This is a genomic window from Kitasatospora sp. NPDC005748 (assembly GCF_040630735.1).
Classification (GTDB): domain Bacteria; phylum Actinomycetota; class Actinomycetes; order Streptomycetales; family Streptomycetaceae; genus Kitasatospora.
In genome coordinates, this window is record NZ_JBEXYD010000055.1 from 13,958 (window position 1) to 29,952 (window position 15,995).

Genomic DNA, 15,995 nt, shown 5'->3' on the forward strand with positions numbered 1-15,995 from the left:
GTGCGAGGACGCGCCGCCCGGGACGGTCCGGGCGGCACCGAGCGGAAGGAATCCGGCATGAGCGACACGAGCGACATCGACATCTGGGCGTTCCGGTCGACCTCCGGCCACGTCGCCGACGGCGACCTGGTCGGCTTTCACGTGGAGGCGACCGACGGGCCGATCGGCAAGGTCGACCGGCACTCGCCGGACGCCGGCTCGCAGTACCTCGTCGTCGACACCGGCCCGTGGATCTTCGGCCGCCAGGTCCTGCTGCCGGCGGGCACGGTGCTGCGCGTCGAGCAGGACGAGAAGAAGGTCTACGTCGACCGGACGAAGGACGAGATCAAGAACGGCCCGACGTTCGAGCCGATCGGGTACGACGAGGACATCGCCTACCTGGAGACCTTCGGCGCCTACTACGGCCCGTACTACGGCGGGCGGTACTGAGCGCTCCACCGCGCCGCACGCCCACCCGTCGCCATCCCGGACGAACCGCACGACACGTCTCGGTACCACCCGACACGTCTCGGTACCACCCGACACCACCCGACGACACTCCGAAGGGACGGAGTCAGCGCCATGACGAACATCGCACATCTGCCCGGGGCCCTCGACCACCGGTGGGACTGGCAGCGGCACGGTGCCTGCCGGTCCGCCGACAGCGGTCTCTTCTTCCACCCGGTCGGCGAACGCGGCGAGGCCCACGACTCGCGTGAGAGCGCCGCGAAGGAGGTCTGTGCCGGCTGCCCCGTACGGCGCGAGTGCCTGCGCTACGCCCTGGAGGCGCACGAGCGGTACGGGGTCTGGGGCGGCCTCGGCGAGGGCGATCGCCTGCGCCTGCGGCGTCAGGCCCGGAAGGTGCGCCGGTAGGCGCCCGGCGGCACGCCGATCGCGGAGTGCAGGTGCTGGCGCAGGGACGCGCCGGTGCCGAAGCCCACCCGCTCGGCGATCCGGTTGACCGGTAGGTCGCTGCTCTCCAGCAGGTGCCTGGCCAGGTCGACGCGCTGCTGGGTGAGCCACTGGCCCGGGCTCAGCCCGACCTCGGCCCGGAAGCGCCGGGTGAAGGTGCGCCGGCTCATGCCCGCGTGGCCGGCGAGGTCGGTCAGCTGGAGCGGCTCGTGCAGCCGGTCGAGGGCCCACGCCCGGGTGGCGGACGTCCCGGCGTCCGTGCTCTCCGGGACGGGCCGTTGCACGTACTGGGCCTGGCCCCCCTCGCGCTGCGGCGGGACGACGCAGCACCGGGCGACCAGATTGGCGACGGCGCTGCCGTGGTCGGAGCGGATCAGGTGCAGGATCAGGTCGATGCCGGCCGCGGCGCCGGCCGAGGTGAGGATCCGCCCGGTGTCGACGAACAGGACGTCGGGGGCGAGGTCGACCTCCGGGTAGAACCGCCGGAACCGGTCGGCGTGCCGCCAGTGGGTGGCGGCGGCCCGGCCGTCGAGCAGACCGGCCGCGGCGAGCACGAAGGTGGCGATGCAGATCCCGGCGATCCGTGCGTCGGGGCGCAGCAGCGCCAGTGCCTCGGCGACGCGCGGCGGCAGGGAGTCCCGGTCGACGATGCCGGCGAACTCCTCGGAGGCCGGGATCACCAGCGTGTCGGCCCCGGCGAGCGCGCTGCGGTCGTGTTCGACGCTGATGGAGAAGTCGGCGGAGGTACGGACGGGCCGGCCGTCGAGCGAGCAGGTGACCACCTCGTAGAGGGGCCGGCCCTCGGTGTCCGTGGCGGCTCCGAAGAGCCGGGAGGCGAGGCTCAGCTCGAACGGGATGACTCCGTCCAGGGCCAGGACGACGATGCGGTGCATGGCCCAATTCTTGCACAGCATGACCTTCGGGCCGCTATCCGCGCTGGTCGGGGCTGGAGCATCCTGGATGCATGAGCGCCATGAAAGCCATCACCCAGTACACCTACGGCGGCAGTGACGTCCTGCGCGAGGTCGAGACCGAACGCCCGGAGCCCGGTCCGTCGGAGGTCCTCGTCCGCGTCCGGGCCGCGGGCATGAACCCCACCGACTGGAAGCACCGCCAGAACCCCGGTTTCCTCGACCGCCTCCCGCTGGTCCTCGGCTGGGACGTCTCCGGCGTCGTCGAGGCGGTCGGCCCGGGCGTGACGATCCACCGCCCCGGCGACGAGGTCTTCGGGATGCTGCCCTACCCCTACGGCGTCGGCGCGTTCGCCGAGTACGCGTTGGCCCCGGCCCGCGCGCTGGTCCGCAAGCCGGCCGGGGTCGACCACGTCCAGGCGGGCGCGATCCCGCTGGCGGCGCTGACCGCCTGGCAGGTGCTGGTCGACGCGGCGGGCGTCCGGCCCGGCGAGCGCGTCCTGATCCACGCGGCGGCGGGCGGTGTCGGCCACCTCGCCGTGCAGATCGCCAAGACCCGCGGCGCGTACGTGATCGGCACGGCCAGCGCCCCCAAGCACGCGCTGCTGCGCGAACTGGGCGCCGACGAGCTGATCGACTACCGCACGGAGGACTTCACCCGGATCGCCCCGGTCGACCTCGTCCTGGACACCATCGGCGGCGACACCGCGATCCGCTCGCTGGACACCCTGAAGCCGGGCGGCCGGATGATCAGCATCGCGCTCGGAGCGCTGCCCGCCGACCTCGCCGAGCAGGCCGCGGCCCGGGGCGTCGAGGCCGTCCCGCTGCTGGTCGAGGCCGACCAGGCCGGTATGCGGGCGATCGCCGGGCTGGTCGAGGCGGGTGAGCTGCGGGCCGTCGTGGAGGCCGTCTTCCCGCTCGCCGACGCCGCCAAGGGGCACGACCTGGGTGACACCGGCCGGGTCACCGGGAAGGTCGTGCTGACCGTCGGCGAGTAGCGCCCGTACGCACCGCCGGCCGTACGCACCGCCGCCCGGCCCGGCCCGCCCCGACACTCGGGGCGGGCCGGGCGGGCGGCATCGCGCCGCCTCGCCGCCGGTGAGCCGCCCCTGTGAGAGGCTCGCCCCATGGAACAGCGTGTACTCGGCCGCACCGGCCGACCCGTCTCCGTCGTGGGGCTCGGTACCTGGCAGCTCGGCGCGGACTGGGGTGACGTCCGCGAGGAGGACGCGCTCGACGTCCTGGACACCTCCGTCGAGGCCGGCGTCACCCTCTTCGACACCGCCGACGTCTACGGCGACGGCCGCAGCGAGCAGCTGATCGGCCGCTACCTGAAGGGCCGCCCGGACGCCGGGGTCTTCGTCGCCACCAAGTTCGGCCGCCGGGCCGAGCAGCGCCCGGAGCACTACAACCTCGCCAACTTCCTTGCCTGGTCCGACCGTTCCCGCTCCAACCTGGGCGTGGACCGGCTCGACCTGGTGCAGCTGCACTGCCCGCCGACGCCGGTCTACTCCGACGACGAGGTGTACGACGCCCTGGACACCCTGGTCGCCGAGGAGCGGATCGCCGCCTACGGCGTCAGCGTGGAGACCTGCGCGCAGGCCCTGACCGCGATCGCCCGGCCCGGTGTCGCCAGCGTCCAGATCATCCTGAACGCCTTCCGGCTGAAGCCGCTGGAGCTGGTCCTGCCCGCCGCCGCGGCCGCCGGGGTGGGCATCCTGGCCCGCGTGCCGCTCGCCTCGGGGCTGCTCTCCGGCCGCTACACCGCGCGGACCGCGTTCGCCGCGGACGACCACCGCACCTACAACCGGCACGGCGAGGCCTTCGACCAGGGGGAGACCTTCTCCGGCGTCGACTTCGCGACCGGCGTCGAGGCGGCGGCGGAGTTCGCCGCACTCGCGCCCGGGGAGGCGACCCCGGCGCAGACCGCACTGCGCTGGATCATCCAGCAGCCGGGCGTCACGACGGTGATCCCCGGTGCGCGCAACCCCGAGCAGGCCCGGGCGAACGCCGCCGCGGCCGACCTCCCGCCGCTGCCCGGGGCGACCCTCGCCGCCGTCCGGGACCTCTACGACCGCCGGATCCGCGCCCAGGTCCACGAGCGCTGGTGACCTCCCGCGCAGGGGTGTGCCACCCGACCGGGCGGCACACGCCTGCGCGGGAGCCGCGCCTCAGCGGGCCTCCAGGCCCTCCAGCATCGCCGGCAGCTCCCGGCTGTGCACGACCCCGAGGCTCTTCGTCGCGCGGGTGAGGGCGACATAGAGGTCGTTCCCGCCGCGGGAGTGCGCCGCGAGGATCTCGTCGGGCTCCACGACGAGGACGGCGTCGAACTCCAGCCCCTTGGACTGCGCCGCCGTCATCAGCACGACCGGCGAGTCCAGCGACGCCGGGCCGTCGGCACGCGCCACACCGGCCAGCCCGGCCAGCTCGTCGACCAGCTCGACCGGGAAGCCGGGGGCGTGCAGGATCGCCATCCGGCGGCCGTCCAGCTCCGCGATCTCCCGCTCGACGACGGCGCGCAGGGCCGCGCCCCGGTTCTCCTCGGGGATCCGCAGGCTCCACGGAACGGTCCCGCCGGCGCGCACCGCGGTCGGGGCGGTGAGCGCCGGGTCGACCGCCCGCAGGACGCCCTCGGTGACCCGCATGATCTCGGCCGGGGTCCGGTAGTTGATGGTGAGTTCCACCGTGCGCCAGCGCCCGGCGGTGTACTCGTCGAGCGCCTCGCCCCAGGAGTTCAGCCCGGCCGGGGCGCCGGTCTGGGCCAGGTCGCCCACGATCGTCATGGACCGGCCGGGGCAGCGGCGGGTCAGCAGCCGCCAGGCCATCGGGGAGAGCTCCTGCGCCTCGTCCACGATGATGTGCCCGAAGCCCCAGGTCCGGTCCTCGGCCGCGCGCTCGGAGAGCGGCCGGAACTCGCCCTCGCCCTGGTACTGGCGCGTCAGCAGCTCCGCGTCGATCTCGGCCAGCCCCGCGCCGAAGTCCTCCAGGACGACCTTGGCGAACTCCAGCCGCTCGGCCTCGGCGGCGGCGTCGGCCCGGCGGGTGACGGCGCTGCCCGGCAGCGGGCCGAGGAGTTCGGCGGCCTCGTCGAGCAGCGGCACGTCGTCGGTGGTCCAGGGAGCGGCCGGCTCGTCCGGACCGGGCCGCTCGCGCAGCAGGGCGGCGCGCTCGGCCTCGGAGAAGTCCGGCATGGCGTCCGCGAGCAGCTGCGGGGAGGCGAACAGCGCGGTGAGCAGTTGCTCCGGACCGAGCAGCGGCCACAGCTTCTCGGCCAGGGCCTGGAAGTCGCGCTCGACGACGAGCGCGTCGGCGAGGTCCACCACGTCGTCCAGCGCCATCTCACCGCCCCGGTCCCTGGCGATCCGCAGGGCCAGCTCGGAGGAGAGCCGCTCCACCAGGGCGGCCCGGGCCGCGTTGTGGGGCTCGCCGGTCCGGTGCGCGGCGGCGTGCGCCCGCTCGCAGAGCGCCCGGCCGATCACGAGCTCCTCCTGGTGCGGCGAGCTGCGGCCGACGGTGATGGTCCAGGGCTCCTCTTCCTCCGGGAGCTGCCGCAGGCCCTCCAGCGCGGTGGCGAGCACCCGCGCCATCCGGGCGTCGCCCTTCACGGCGGCGGCCTCCGGCGTCTCGGTGTCCGTCCCGGTCACGCCCGGGTAGAGGGCGCCGATGCTGCTCAGCACGACCTCGCTCTCGCCGAGCGCGGGGAGCACCTGGTCGATGTAGCGCAGGAACGTCCTGTTCGGCCCGATGACCAGCACACCGCGCTTGGCCAGGCGGTCGCGGTGGGTGTAGAGGAGGTACGCGGCGCGGTGCAGGGCGACCACGGTCTTGCCGGTGCCCGGGCCGCCCTGGACGACCAGCACGCCGCTCAGCTCGGAGCGGATCACCCGGTCCTGCTCGGCCTGGATGGTCGAGACGATGTCCCCCATCCGGCCGGTCCGGGCCGCGGTCAGCGAGGCGAGCAGGGCGCTCTCCCCGCTGAGGCCGGAGCCGTCCCGGCCCTCCAGGGCGCCCATCGCGAAGGCGTCGTCGTCGAAGTCGACGACGGTCCGCCCCTTGGTCCGCAGGTGCCGTCGCCCCGTCACCCCGCCGGGCGCGGCCGGCGTCGCGCGGTAGAACGGCTCCGCGGCCGACGCCCGCCAGTCGGTGAGCAGCGGCTCGTGGTCGTCGTCCGCGAGGGCGATCCGGCCGATGTACTGCCGCTCGCCGTCGGCGGTGTCGAGCCGGCCGAAGCAGAGCCCGTACTCCGCGGCGTACAGCTCCGCCAGCCGGCGGGTGTGGTGGAGCTCCATGGTGTCGCGCTCCAGGCGGGACTGGAGCGTGCCGCCCTGCTCCTGGCGGTGGACCGCGCGCAGCCGGGCCGTCGCGAGTTCGCGCCGGCTCTCCAGGCGGTCGTAGAGCCGGCCGACGTAGGCGTTCTCCGCCCGCAGCTCCCGGGCCCGCCAGTCGTCGGAGGGCAGGGCGGCGCGGCCCGCCCCGGTCCCGGCTCCGGCATCGACACCGGCGGGACGTTCGGACGAGGACGACGACGTGGGGACCATGGCCAGCTCCATTGACTCAGGGGTCCTCGACCGACCGGGCGACCGAGGGTGGCGGTGCGAGGACCGCCGTGTGCGACACGGGAAGGCCCGGGGCCGGGGCCTGCGCTCGGCCGGCGGCCCGGGACGGGGACACTCAGGATAATGATCTTGGGAAACGGCGGACCCGGAAGCCGGTGCCGCCGAGCGCCGCGGGGGCGCGAATCCGGGCGGCTGCGCCTCCATATCCGCAGGTCCCGGCCTCGGCGGACAATTCTGCGGTACGACGGGGGCCTTGCCGCAAGCCCCCCGGTGCGCTATACGTTGGGAGTGGAAAGGAGTGGGTCGACCTCCTTCCCGTTTATCGTCCGCAGTGGTCGGACACCCCCGTACGAAGCGCGGTGAGCCCGCGTCCGCCCGTGCCGTCCGTTGCCGCCGCGCCGGTGCCGCGCCCGTCCGGACGGGTCGGCCGGGGGCATGCCGGAGTCCCCCGGAGCCTCTCACACTCCGCGGCGCGGGTGGGCGGCCCCGGCCTGCCGCCGGGCACCGCGGGCGGCCCGGGATGCCGCCGGTGCGGCGGAGCCCGGTACCAGAGGCCTCCGCCCCCCGCCCATAGGTTGGCTCTATGAGGTCATAGCTCCGGACCCCCTACAGCAGTGCAGACTGCAGAGGTTTGCTACGAACGTCCGTCTGCCGCTCGCCCGTCCGGAGGAACGCCCGCCATGTCCCGCCCGATCCGCATCGCGATCGTCGGAGCCGGCCCCGCCGGCATCTACGCCGCAGACGCCCTGCTCAAGTCCGACGCCGCCCAGGCCCCGGGCGTCTCCATCGACCTGTTCGAGCGGATGCCCGCGCCGTTCGGCCTGATCCGCTACGGCGTCGCCCCCGACCACCCCCGGATCAAGGGCATCGTCACCGCGCTGCACCAGGTCCTGGAGAAGCCCGGCATACGCCTGTTCGGCAACGTCGACTACCCGAACGACCTCACCCTGGACGACCTGCACCGCTTCTACGACGCGGCGGTCTTCGCCACCGGTGCGACGGCCGACCGGGCACTCGACATCCCCGGCGTCGGCCTGGACGGCTCCTACGGCGCCGCCGACTTCGTCTCCTGGTACGACGGGCACCCCGACGTCCCCCGGACGTGGCCGCTGGAGGCCCGCAAGGTCGCCGTGCTCGGCGCGGGCAACGTGGCGCTCGACGTGGCCCGCATCCTCGCCAAGACCGCCGAGGAACTGCTCTCCACCGAGATCCCGCCGAACGTCCACGCCGGCCTGACGGCCAACCAGGCGCTGGAGGTGCACGTCTTCGGCCGACGCGGCCCGGCCCAGGCCAAGTTCAGCCCCATGGAGCTGCGGGAGCTCGACCACTCCCCGACCATCGAGGTCGTCGTGGACCCCGAGGACATCGAGTACGACGACGGCTCGATCGCCGAGCGCCGCGCCAGCAAGCACGCCGACATGGTCGCCTCCACCATCGAGAACTGGGCCATCCGCGATGTCGGCGACCGCCCGCACCGCGTCCACCTGCACTTCTTCGAGTCGCCCGTCGAGGTGATCGGCGAGGACGGCCGGGTGAGCGGCCTGCGCACCGAGCGCACCGAACTCGACGGCACCGGCAACGTCCGGGGCACCGGCCGGTTCACCGACTGGGACGTCCAGGCCGTCTACCGCGCCATCGGCTACTACTCCGACGAGCTGCCGAAGGTGCCCTTCGACCCGATCAGCGGCACCGTCCCCAACGAGGCCGGCCGCGTCCTGACCGCCGACGGCTCCCACCTCACCGCCACCTACGTGACCGGCTGGATCAAGCGCGGCCCCGTCGGTCTGATCGGCCACACCAAGGGCGACGCCAACGAGACCGTCGCCTGCCTGCTGGCCGACCACGCCGCCGGCCGCCTCCCCGGCGCCGTCGCGCCCGAGCCCGACGCGGTGGTGGCCCACCTGCGCGGCCAGGGCGTCCGCTTCACCACCTGGGACGGCTGGAAGGAACTTGACGCGCACGAGCGCGCCCTCGGCGCGGCCGAGGGCCGCGACCGCGTCAAGGTCGTCGACCGCGAGGAGATGCTCCGCCAGAGCGGCGCCTGACGCCCCGCCCGGGGCCGGCATGCCGGGGGTGCCGGCCCCGGCGCACATGTTCCTGGCCCCGGCGGACCGCCGGACTCGACGGCGGCGGGACCGCGGGCGGGTGCGGCGCCGCGCAAGCGTCGGCCTTCGGACCGGGCGGCGGGACCCGGCATCCGGGTCAGCCGGTCGGGGTGGCGAGCGCGGCCGTGAAATGGGCGGGCAGGCTGCCGGCGGTGAGGGCGGCGGCCAGGTCCTTGGCCTCGTCCTCGGTGAAGGTGCCGCTGATCACGGCCGATCCACCGGTGATCGCCTCGGCGACGTAGGGGGCCGAGAGGACCGTGCCGTCCACCGTGACGGCCATCTGGTTGGCGGGCTCCGGCTGCGGGGCGATCCTGCCGGTGAGGGCGGCGAAGGCGGTGCCGCCCTGCGGGGTGAAGTCCACCTGGACCTGCCAGCGGCCCACGGTCTGGCTGTCGAGCACTGCCGAGGCCTTCGCGACGTCGCTGCCCTGGAGGGCGGCCGGGGCCAGCGCGTACTTCATCACCACCGGGGCCGCCTTGGTGGCGGTGCCGCAGATCGCCACGGTGGCGCCCGGATCGACGGTGGCGGGGAGGGCGGCGGCCGGTGCGCCGCAGCTCAGCGCGGCGAACCCGGCGGCGAGTTCGGGCGGCACCGTGCCGGTCGGGGCGACCTCCGCCGCGCCGGGAGTCGTAGCAGCGGCCACCGCCACGGCCAGGACCGGGCGGAAGTCCAGCGCGGCCCGGCGGCCGAGCGCCGCGAGGCGGTCCCCGGCGACCTGTCCGGCGACCGAGAGCCGCAGCGCGGCGGCCGCCGGCTCGACCCGGGCGTCCAGCAGGCCGCGCGCCTCGGCGCGCTTGCGCAGCAGTTCGGCCGCCTGCTTCAGCTGCCCCTCGTCCAACGGGTGGTCAGGGGTGTAGACGGCGACGGTCCGGCCGGTGGGCGTGGCGGCCGACGGGGCGGGCGGCGGACCGGGCCGGGAGTCGCCGCCGGAGGAACACGCGGTGACGGCCGCCCCTGCTAGCAGGAGCGCGGCCGCCGAGAGGAACGCGTGGGAGCGGTGCCGGACCGTCGCGGAGGTGGTTGCCATGGCGTCAGTCTGCCAGCACGGCCGACGCGCCGGGGGCGAACGGCCGGGCGGGCAAAAGGCGTTCCGCTCCGCCGTGCCCGACCGCCGGTCGCGCCGGACCGCCGGGACCCCGGTCGGCCCCGGTCAGCCCGTGCGGTAGGAGAGCACGAAGTCGTCGAAGGCGTGCCGGCCGGGGCGGGCGGCCGCCTCATCCAGGGCGCGCCGGATGTCGTGGAGCTGGGCGACCGTCATCTGCAGCGGGGGCTCGTCGGGTTGGTAGGTGTACCGGATCGGGTAGTCCACGCCTGGCCGGTCGGTCATCTCGATGTGGCAGCCGAGCACGTGGCTGACCGGGTGGTCGGCGGCGAAGGCGATCAGCCGGTCGATCGTCGCGACGTAGGCGTCCCAGTCGGCGATGTAGAGCCGCCCCGGGTAGACGGTGTCGCCGGTGAGCAGGAAGCCGGTGAACGGGTCGTAGTAGGTGATGGCGGCCTCGTGGTGGCCGGGACTGGTCAGACAGGTCAGCGTCCGCCCGCCGAGGTCGAGCCGGGCCGGGAGGTCGGGATCGTCGCCCAGCCCGAGGAACGCCCGGACGGTGTCGGCGGCCGCGTCCACCACGACGGTGTCGGGCCGGTCGGCGAACTGCGCGTCCCCCGCGACGTGGTCGCCGTGGCCGTGACTGTGCAGGACGAGCAGTCGGTAGCCGGTGCGGGGGTGGCGGGCGAGCCACCGCGCGACCAGCTCGTCGACCACGCGGCGGAGCGGGAAGAGCTCGGGGGACGCGGTGGCGCCGGTGTCGATCAGTACCGCCCGCTCGCTGCCGAAGAGCAGGAAGAGGAACGGCGCCTCGTAGTTCACGGCCATGTTCTGCCGGAGGATCACGGTGTGCTCGTCGTAGTGGTGAACCTGGAGTTCCGGGTCGGTGTTGTGCTTCGCCGACTCCGAGCCGTGGATCCAGCGCACGTCCAGGGAGCGCCCGGCGGCGTGCTCGGCCAGGTTCGAGAAGTCGATCGGGGCCGAGAAGTCGATCGGGGCCGGGGGGCCGACCGGGGCCGGGGGCCGGCCGGGTCCGTGCAGGCGGTCGGGTGCGGGCCGGAGGTCATGCGCTCTCCCGTGGGTGTCGTTCGCACCGGCCGGGCGCGCCACCCGCCCCGTCCGGCGTCGGCTCGACCGGGAGCCGCCCTCGCGAACCTAGCAGCCGCCCCCGGCTCCGGGAGCCGGGCGGGCCCGGTCAGAAATCGTCGGCGCCGTTGCGCAGCTCGTACGTCCAGTAGCCGGTGGCCCAGGCCGCCGGGTCGACGGCGATGCCGCCGTTGCCGGGGGCCTTGACGGTGGCCGGGCCGCTGCCGCCGTCGAGGGCGACGGAGAAGGCGGTCACCGGCTCGTTGTTCTCGTGCACGCCGCCGTCGGACAGCTTCACGAGGGCGTAGGCCGGGGCGCCGGCGGTGAGGACGACTGGCGCGGCGGGCCTGCTCTTGGCCACGGCGGGCACGTTCTCGCGGTGGCTCTCCAGGAACCGGATCCGGGGGTACTCGCTGAGCCGGCAGCTGTGGCCGGAGGTGTTCTTCGCGGTCAGGACGAGATGCGTGTAGGGCGGACCGTCCTGGAGGGCGGCGCTGATGGCGACATCCTTGACGGCGCAGAGCGGCGCGGACGCCGCCGCCGGATCGGCGGGTGCCAGCGTGGCACCGGTCGGCCGCGCGGAGGGGGTGCTCGTCCCGGCGCCGGCGCCGGTCTTGGCACCGGAGGGGGCGGCGGTGTTCGGCGCGGTGCCGGCGGAGGTGGTGGTGGCCCCGGTGGCGGCGGGCGTGGACTGCGCGGCCGTCGTGGGCGCCGGGGCGGCGGCGGTCCCGCTGTCCGCGGGATTCCCGCCGCAGGCGGTGAGGACGAGGGCGAGCGCGGCGGTGCCCGTCGCGGCCAGGGCGGTGGTGCGTCGGCGGTGAGTGGTGCGCATGGGAGGCCCCCGGTGTCTGTGGTGCGGTGCGGAACCCGGTCTGCCGGGTCTGGGCTCGACCTTGGCCCGGGGGCCGTTCCGGCCGCCAGGGCCTGCCGCTGATTCGGGACGCTGGAACGTTCTTCGGCCTCTGACCTGCGTGAACGTGGCGGCCTGGAACGGCCGCGCGGAACGGCCGGGTCGGGCGGAGCGGCTCGGGCGGGGTGGGGGGAGGAGGATCGGCGCCGGCCGGGAGAAATACCCCCTCGGGTATATTCGGGAGGGCGGCCGGTCCGGCCGCCCCGAAGAAGAAGGAGGGCGTCATGTGTCGACGCGTCGTCTGTCGGTCCTGCGGAAAGCCGGGCTACGCCGGGTGCGGCATGCACGTGGACCAGGTGCTGGCCGGGGTACCCCGGGCCGACCGCTGCGCATGCGGGAAGGACGGCGGCCGGGCCGCCGGAGGCTGGCTGGGCAAGCTGTTCGGCCGCCGCTGACCGGCCCGGCGGGGCGCGGCCGAAGGGGCGAGGCTCGGCCGCGACCGGTGGAGCCGTGGGGTGCGGTGGGGAGCCGCGGTCAGGGGGTGCGGAGCGGGAGGGTCCGGAGGTGGCCGCCGAGGTTCCCGTCGTCGGTGCCGAGCACGGTGTCGCTGGTGTCGGGCAGGCACTCCACGCCCTCGACCGTGCGCCCCGGGAAGGCCGCCAGGACGGTCGGTGAGGTGCACCGGCGCGGCGGGCGTCGCCGCGCTCCTCGCCGGGTAGGGAATTCCGGGGGTGAGTCCATGCGGGGTGCGGCGGGGGCGTCGTTCGTGGTGGTGTCGGGGGTCTGCTGGCTGGTGCCCGCGGTGCTGAGCGCCTGGGGGATCCTCGAACTGCGGGACCACGGCCCGGCGCTGGTGGCCGCGGGCTGCTTCGCGGCGGTCGTGCTGGGCTGCGTGGCCGCCGTGGTCCGGTTGGCCAAGGGGAACGCGGAGCGGACGGCGGCCGCCCTGTTCGGCCTGCTGGCCTCCTGGATCGGCCTCCTCGTCTGCGGGTTCGGCATGCAGGAGCAGCAGCTGCTGCACGACCGGGGGGTCACCTCCGAGGCCGAAGTGGTCCGGACGGTCGTCGGCTCGGACCCGATGGCCGGTCAGGGGCCGGCCGTGACCGGGGTCGACGTGCGGCTGGCCGACGGGACCGAGGTCACCGGCATCGGGACCGGGGGCAGGCGCGTCGCCCTCGGTGACCGGCTCCAGGTGACCGTGGACCCGCGAGGCACCGTCGACCCCCGCCTCGGCCCGCGCCCCGATCCGGCGGACCGCACGGTGGCCGTCGTCCTGCTGGTCGTGATGGCCGGGCTCGCCCTCTTCGGGGGTGCCTCGATGGCCGACGAGCTCTGAACCGACGAGCCCTGAGCCGGCGAGCTCTGGGCCGGTGAGCTCTGAACCGACGAGCCCTGGGCCGACGAGCTCTGAACCGACGAGCTCTGGGCCGACGGGGTCGGCCCGGGGGGATCGGCGGAATCAGCGGGGGGCCGGCCCGATCTCGGTCGACCCGCCAGCGCACGGGGGAGCGGCGCGCCGGCACTCCCGGGGCGGGCAGTCCGCGACGGGTGCCGCGGCCGGCTCGTGGCGGGTGAGCAGGGACCAGAGCACCCAGCCGGTGACCCCGGTGCGGATGACCGCGACCTGGCCCCAGCGGGTGCCGAGCGGTGAGGTCCAGGTGTCCAGGACCTCGACCCGGTCGCCGCAGTGCGTCAGGCCGAGCACCGTGTCGTTGACCGAGTGGTCGCGGCGGACGTTGGCGGCGCCCGCCGCGACCTCCCAGCCGGTGCGGCCGTTCTCGGGCGGCCGGGCCACGGGGTCCGCGTCGGCCGGCCGGTCGCCGCCGGCGGCCACCGCCGGGAGGACCAGGATCGTCAGGGACAGGACCGCCGAAGCGGTCCGTCCGATCAGGCGCACCGGGACCCCGGTGGATCGGTCTGTGTGGGCATGTACGGCAGAACGAGCGAGCGATGCGTGTGCGGACCGTTTCCGCCGCGCGCCACCCGGACGGCGGCCGCCGACTCGGTCGATCGGGTGGCGTCCCGTGTCCCGGCCCGGCGGGGTGCGGGGTCCGGGGGGCGCAGCAGGCCCGGTGGGCCGGGGTGCCGGGGGCCGGTCAGCCCCGCGGTCGCCGGCCGACCCGCAGGGCCCACAGGATCAGCGGCACCTGGAGCGGCAGCCGGGCCACGGCGAGGGCGGGCAGCGGGGCCGGCCGGTGCCGCCAGTCGTAGGCCATCTTCACGTTGGCCGGGAACACGGCGGCGAAGAGGCCCGCCGCGGCCAGGGCGCCGACCCGCCGGGTGCGCGGTACGGCGACCGCCGCGCCGATGGCGAGTTCGGCGACGCCGCTCGCGTACGTCCAGCCCCGCCGGCTGCCCGGGAGCCGCTTGGGCACGATCGCCTCGAACGGGCGGGGCGCGGCGAAGTGCAGCACCCCGGCGCCGAGCAGCAGACCGCTCAGGAGCCGGGTGGAGAGTCTCGATCGCTTCACGGTCACTCCTCGGACGATGTGATGCCCCGGGCGCGGTCGGCGGGGCGTGCCGGGAGCCGCGCCCGGCCATGGTTACCGAACAGTAGCGTCCCGTCGTCCGGGCGGGAAGGCGCCCCCGGGACCGCCGGTGTGCCACGCGCCGTCCGGGAGGCGGGTCATTGACAGGCGGTGCCGTGGCTCGGTGTAATCCGGAACGCAGGATGACGGGCGGTGCTGGTTCGACCACCTGCCGGGCCCTCGGGGAAGGCGGGACGTCGTGGACGCGGACACCGGAGCGGCCCCGGCCGGGGAGTCGGCGATCGACGCGCTGTACGCCCGGGACCGGGCCTGCCACGCGCTGGGCATCACCCTCGACGAGGTGTCCGCCGGACGGGCGCTGATGCGCATGCGGGTCGGCCCGGACATGGTGAACGGCCACGGGACGGCGCACGGCGGCTTCCTGTTCCTGTTCGCCGACGCGGCGTTCTCCTACGCGTGCAACAGCCACGGCCCGGTGACCGTGGCCCAGGCCGCGCAGGTGACCTTCCTGGCCCCGGCCGAGGCCGGCGACGAGCTGGTCGCGGAGGCGGTGGAGCGGGCCCGCGCCGGGCGGCAGGGGATCTACGACGTGACCGTCCGGCAGGCGACGGGCAAGGTCGTCGCGGAGTTCCGCGGGCAGAGCGTCGTCATCGCCGGTCGGCCACCGGCGGGCTGACCGGCCCGCCCGGCGGCCCACCAGCGACAGACCGGCGGCCCCGCCCGCGGCGCTGAGTCCCGGGGCCGCCCGTGCTGCTCAGTCCCGGGGCCGCTCGTCCACCACCTGACGGAGCTTGCCCGTCCGGGGGTTGGTCGCCAGCTCGGCGCGGGGCACCCACTCGACGGCGAGGTGGTGGATCGCGCCGGACGCCACCTCGGCCGGGTAGAGCGGCACGGCCGCGTACACGGCCGCGACCAGCCGTTCACCGAGCCCGCCCGGCGCCGCCGGCGGCGGCCCGGTGTACCCGAGGCGCAGCACGAGGCCGTCCCGGCCGTCCCAGCGGCGCTGCACCAGCTGCAGGCCCGAGATGACCCGGTCGGGGTCGGCGGCGAGCAGCACCGCGCGGATCTCCTCGGTCGGCAGGGCCACCGTGCCCACCCGGGCGCCCTCGTTCGACCGGCCGACCAGCCGGAACGTCCCGCGCTCCGGGTCGACCCACTCGGCGCGGTCCCCGGTCGGGTACCGGAGGATCGGCATCAGGGTGCGGAACAGATTGGTGACCACGACCCGGCCGGGCACACCCGCGGCCGTGACCGGCTCGCCGGTCACCTCGTCGACCAGCTCCACCACCGTGCGGTCCGGGAAGGCCTCGTGGACGCGGACGTCGTCGCCCGGCACCGGCGCGCCGACCAGGCCGGCGTCGTTCGAGGCGTAGCCGACCGAGGAGACGGCCGCCTTCGGGAAGGCCCGGGACAGGATCGGCCGCAGGTCGGCGAAGAGCAGGTCGCCGCCGAAGAGCAGCAGTTCCACGGAGTCGGCGCTGCGCCCGCGCCGGACCAGGCACTCGGCTACCGCGCTGAGCTTCATCGGCTCGCCCGCGAGGACGTGCACGCCGAAGCCGGTGATCAGGTCGACCACGTAGTCGTCCGGCGCGGCGCAGCCGACCGGCAGGCGGACGTTCTCCACCGGCGCGTGGTGCAGCGCGTTCTCGATGTAGAGGAAGCCGCCGTAGAGTTCGCCCGCGCAGAACAGGTTGGCCACCCGGTGGCCGGGTTTCAGACCGGCCCGGACCATGCCCGCGCCGAAGGCGGTGACGGAGTCGGCGTGCTCGGTGCGCGACCAGGGGGAGAACTTCGGGACGCCGGTGGTGCCCCCGGTCTTGTAGACGCCGGCGTCGGTGAGCGGGCCGGTCAGCAGCCGGTTGTCCGGCCAGGTGTTGGCGGCCCAGAACGCGGTCTGGTCGATGAGGGGAAGTTCGGTGAGGTGCGAGATCGTCCGGGGGACGTCGCGGTACGCCTCCGCGTAGAACGGCGAGTGGCCGCGGGCGAAGTCGACCAGCTCCTGAAGCGGTTTCGCGGGCACTGCTCCTCCTGTCGATCGGTGGTCCGGAAAGCTGCTGATGGTCCG

The 15,995-nt window shown here is 75.1% G+C and carries 16 protein-coding genes; 8 read left to right on the forward strand and 8 right to left on the reverse strand.

Annotation, left to right across the window (positions count from 1 at the left end):
* Nucleotides 1-57: 57 nt before the first annotated feature.
* The gene (locus ABZ495_RS29165) at nt 58-429 is read left to right on the forward strand and encodes a PRC-barrel domain containing protein (protein ID WP_359838854.1); all 372 of its coding nucleotides are present in this window, start codon (nt 58-60) and stop codon (nt 427-429) included.
* A 132-nt stretch (nt 430-561) separates the two neighbouring features.
* Complete coding sequence (locus ABZ495_RS29170) at nt 562-852, forward strand: WhiB family transcriptional regulator (protein ID WP_329491475.1); 291 nt, start codon at nt 562-564, stop codon at nt 850-852.
* Here the strand turns inward: ABZ495_RS29170 and ABZ495_RS29175 are convergent.
* Nucleotides 828-1,784, reverse strand: a complete 957-nt coding sequence (locus ABZ495_RS29175) for a helix-turn-helix domain-containing protein (protein ID WP_329491476.1) — start codon at nt 1,782-1,784, stop codon at nt 828-830. The two genes, ABZ495_RS29170 and ABZ495_RS29175, sit on opposite strands and share 25 nt — an antisense overlap.
* Before the next feature lie 80 nt (nt 1,785-1,864).
* Here ABZ495_RS29175 and ABZ495_RS29180 point away from each other — a divergent pair, with 80 nt between their 5' ends.
* Together ABZ495_RS29180 and ABZ495_RS29185 are read left to right on the forward strand one after the other, a co-directional pair.
* Entirely contained in the window at nt 1,865-2,800 is a 936-nt protein-coding gene (locus ABZ495_RS29180; RefSeq protein WP_359838891.1) for an NADP-dependent oxidoreductase, read from the forward strand.
* A gap of 129 nt (nt 2,801-2,929) precedes the next feature.
* Complete coding sequence (locus tag ABZ495_RS29185) at nt 2,930-3,913, forward strand: aldo/keto reductase (protein WP_359838856.1); 984 nt, start codon at nt 2,930-2,932, stop codon at nt 3,911-3,913.
* Nucleotides 3,914-3,973: 60 nt separating this feature from the next.
* Here the strand turns inward: ABZ495_RS29185 and ABZ495_RS29190 are convergent, their stop codons facing one another.
* Nucleotides 3,974-6,340 carry an ATP-binding domain-containing protein gene (locus ABZ495_RS29190; RefSeq protein WP_359838858.1) on the reverse strand — a complete coding sequence of 789 codons (2,367 nt, stop codon included), beginning with the start codon at nt 6,338-6,340 and terminating at the stop codon, nt 3,974-3,976.
* 698 nt (nt 6,341-7,038) lie between these two features.
* Between ABZ495_RS29190 and ABZ495_RS29195 the strand changes: the two genes are divergently transcribed.
* Nucleotides 7,039-8,403 carry an FAD-dependent oxidoreductase gene (locus tag ABZ495_RS29195; RefSeq protein ID WP_359838860.1) on the forward strand — a complete coding sequence of 455 codons (1,365 nt, stop codon included), beginning with the start codon at nt 7,039-7,041 and terminating at the stop codon, nt 8,401-8,403.
* A 157-nt stretch (nt 8,404-8,560) separates the two neighbouring features.
* Here the strand turns inward: ABZ495_RS29195 and ABZ495_RS29200 are convergent, their stop codons facing one another.
* The 3 genes from ABZ495_RS29200 to ABZ495_RS29210 all read right to left on the reverse strand — a co-directional run bounded on the left by ABZ495_RS29200 (nt 8,561) and on the right by ABZ495_RS29210 (nt 11,423).
* Nucleotides 8,561-9,490 (reverse strand): hypothetical protein, encoded by a 930-nt coding sequence (locus tag ABZ495_RS29200; protein WP_359838862.1) that lies wholly within the window; start codon nt 9,488-9,490, stop codon nt 8,561-8,563.
* 123 nt (nt 9,491-9,613) lie between these two features.
* Complete coding sequence (locus ABZ495_RS29205; protein ID WP_359838864.1) at nt 9,614-10,615, reverse strand: MBL fold metallo-hydrolase; 1,002 nt, start codon at nt 10,613-10,615, stop codon at nt 9,614-9,616.
* Between the two features lie 85 nt (nt 10,616-10,700).
* Nucleotides 10,701-11,423, reverse strand: a complete 723-nt coding sequence (locus ABZ495_RS29210) for a DUF4232 domain-containing protein (protein ID WP_359838866.1) — start codon at nt 11,421-11,423, stop codon at nt 10,701-10,703.
* 302 nt (nt 11,424-11,725) lie between these two features.
* Between ABZ495_RS29210 and ABZ495_RS29215 the strand changes: the two genes are divergently transcribed.
* Nucleotides 11,726-11,896: a hypothetical protein gene (locus ABZ495_RS29215; protein WP_352295687.1), complete on the forward strand. Its 171-nt coding sequence runs from the start codon at nt 11,726-11,728 to the stop codon at nt 11,894-11,896.
* A gap of 284 nt (nt 11,897-12,180) precedes the next feature.
* A complete protein-coding gene (locus ABZ495_RS29220) occupies nt 12,181-12,777 on the forward strand; it encodes a hypothetical protein (protein ID WP_359838868.1) in 597 nt (198 codons plus the stop codon).
* A gap of 123 nt (nt 12,778-12,900) precedes the next feature.
* Here ABZ495_RS29220 and ABZ495_RS29225 read toward each other — a convergent pair whose 3' ends face one another.
* Nucleotides 12,901-13,338 carry an SH3 domain-containing protein gene (locus ABZ495_RS29225; protein WP_359838870.1) on the reverse strand — a complete coding sequence of 146 codons (438 nt, stop codon included), beginning with the start codon at nt 13,336-13,338 and terminating at the stop codon, nt 12,901-12,903.
* Nucleotides 13,339-13,537: 199 nt separating this feature from the next.
* Nucleotides 13,538-13,912, reverse strand: coding sequence for a MauE/DoxX family redox-associated membrane protein (locus tag ABZ495_RS29230; protein WP_359804847.1), 375 nt, complete (start codon nt 13,910-13,912; stop codon nt 13,538-13,540).
* A gap of 256 nt (nt 13,913-14,168) precedes the next feature.
* Between ABZ495_RS29230 and paaI the strand changes: the two genes are divergently transcribed.
* Nucleotides 14,169-14,606 carry a hydroxyphenylacetyl-CoA thioesterase PaaI gene (gene paaI, locus ABZ495_RS29235; protein WP_352295698.1) on the forward strand — a complete coding sequence of 146 codons (438 nt, stop codon included), beginning with the start codon at nt 14,169-14,171 and terminating at the stop codon, nt 14,604-14,606.
* Between the two features lie 78 nt (nt 14,607-14,684).
* On the opposite strand, the gene ABZ495_RS29240 is transcribed toward paaI, so the two are convergent.
* Nucleotides 14,685-15,950, reverse strand: coding sequence for a phenylacetate--CoA ligase family protein (locus tag ABZ495_RS29240; protein ID WP_359804851.1), 1,266 nt, complete (start codon nt 15,948-15,950; stop codon nt 14,685-14,687).
* Between the last annotated feature and the right edge of the window lie 45 nt (nt 15,951-15,995).

What these genes read in the sequence shown, in the direction of transcription:
- ABZ495_RS29210 (WP_359838866.1), bottom strand. Translation starts at nt 11,423, where the DNA reads ATGCGCACCACTCACCGCCGACGCACCACCGCCCTGGCCGCGACGGGC.
- ABZ495_RS29180 (WP_359838891.1), top strand. Translation starts at nt 1,865, where the DNA reads ATGAAAGCCATCACCCAGTACACCTACGGCGGCAGTGACGTCCTGCGC.
- ABZ495_RS29215 (WP_352295687.1), top strand. Translation starts at nt 11,726, where the DNA reads ATGTGTCGACGCGTCGTCTGTCGGTCCTGCGGAAAGCCGGGCTACGCC.
- ABZ495_RS29200 (WP_359838862.1), bottom strand. Translation starts at nt 9,490, where the DNA reads ATGGCAACCACCTCCGCGACGGTCCGGCACCGCTCCCACGCGTTCCTC.
- ABZ495_RS29165 (WP_359838854.1), top strand. Translation starts at nt 58, where the DNA reads ATGAGCGACACGAGCGACATCGACATCTGGGCGTTCCGGTCGACCTCC.
- ABZ495_RS29185 (WP_359838856.1), top strand. Translation starts at nt 2,930, where the DNA reads ATGGAACAGCGTGTACTCGGCCGCACCGGCCGACCCGTCTCCGTCGTG.
- ABZ495_RS29175 (WP_329491476.1), bottom strand. Translation starts at nt 1,784, where the DNA reads ATGCACCGCATCGTCGTCCTGGCCCTGGACGGAGTCATCCCGTTCGAG.
- ABZ495_RS29195 (WP_359838860.1), top strand. Translation starts at nt 7,039, where the DNA reads ATGTCCCGCCCGATCCGCATCGCGATCGTCGGAGCCGGCCCCGCCGGC.
- ABZ495_RS29220 (WP_359838868.1), top strand. Translation starts at nt 12,181, where the DNA reads ATGCGGGGTGCGGCGGGGGCGTCGTTCGTGGTGGTGTCGGGGGTCTGC.
- ABZ495_RS29170 (WP_329491475.1), top strand. Translation starts at nt 562, where the DNA reads ATGACGAACATCGCACATCTGCCCGGGGCCCTCGACCACCGGTGGGAC.
- ABZ495_RS29190 (WP_359838858.1), bottom strand. Translation starts at nt 6,340, where the DNA reads ATGGTCCCCACGTCGTCGTCCTCGTCCGAACGTCCCGCCGGTGTCGAT.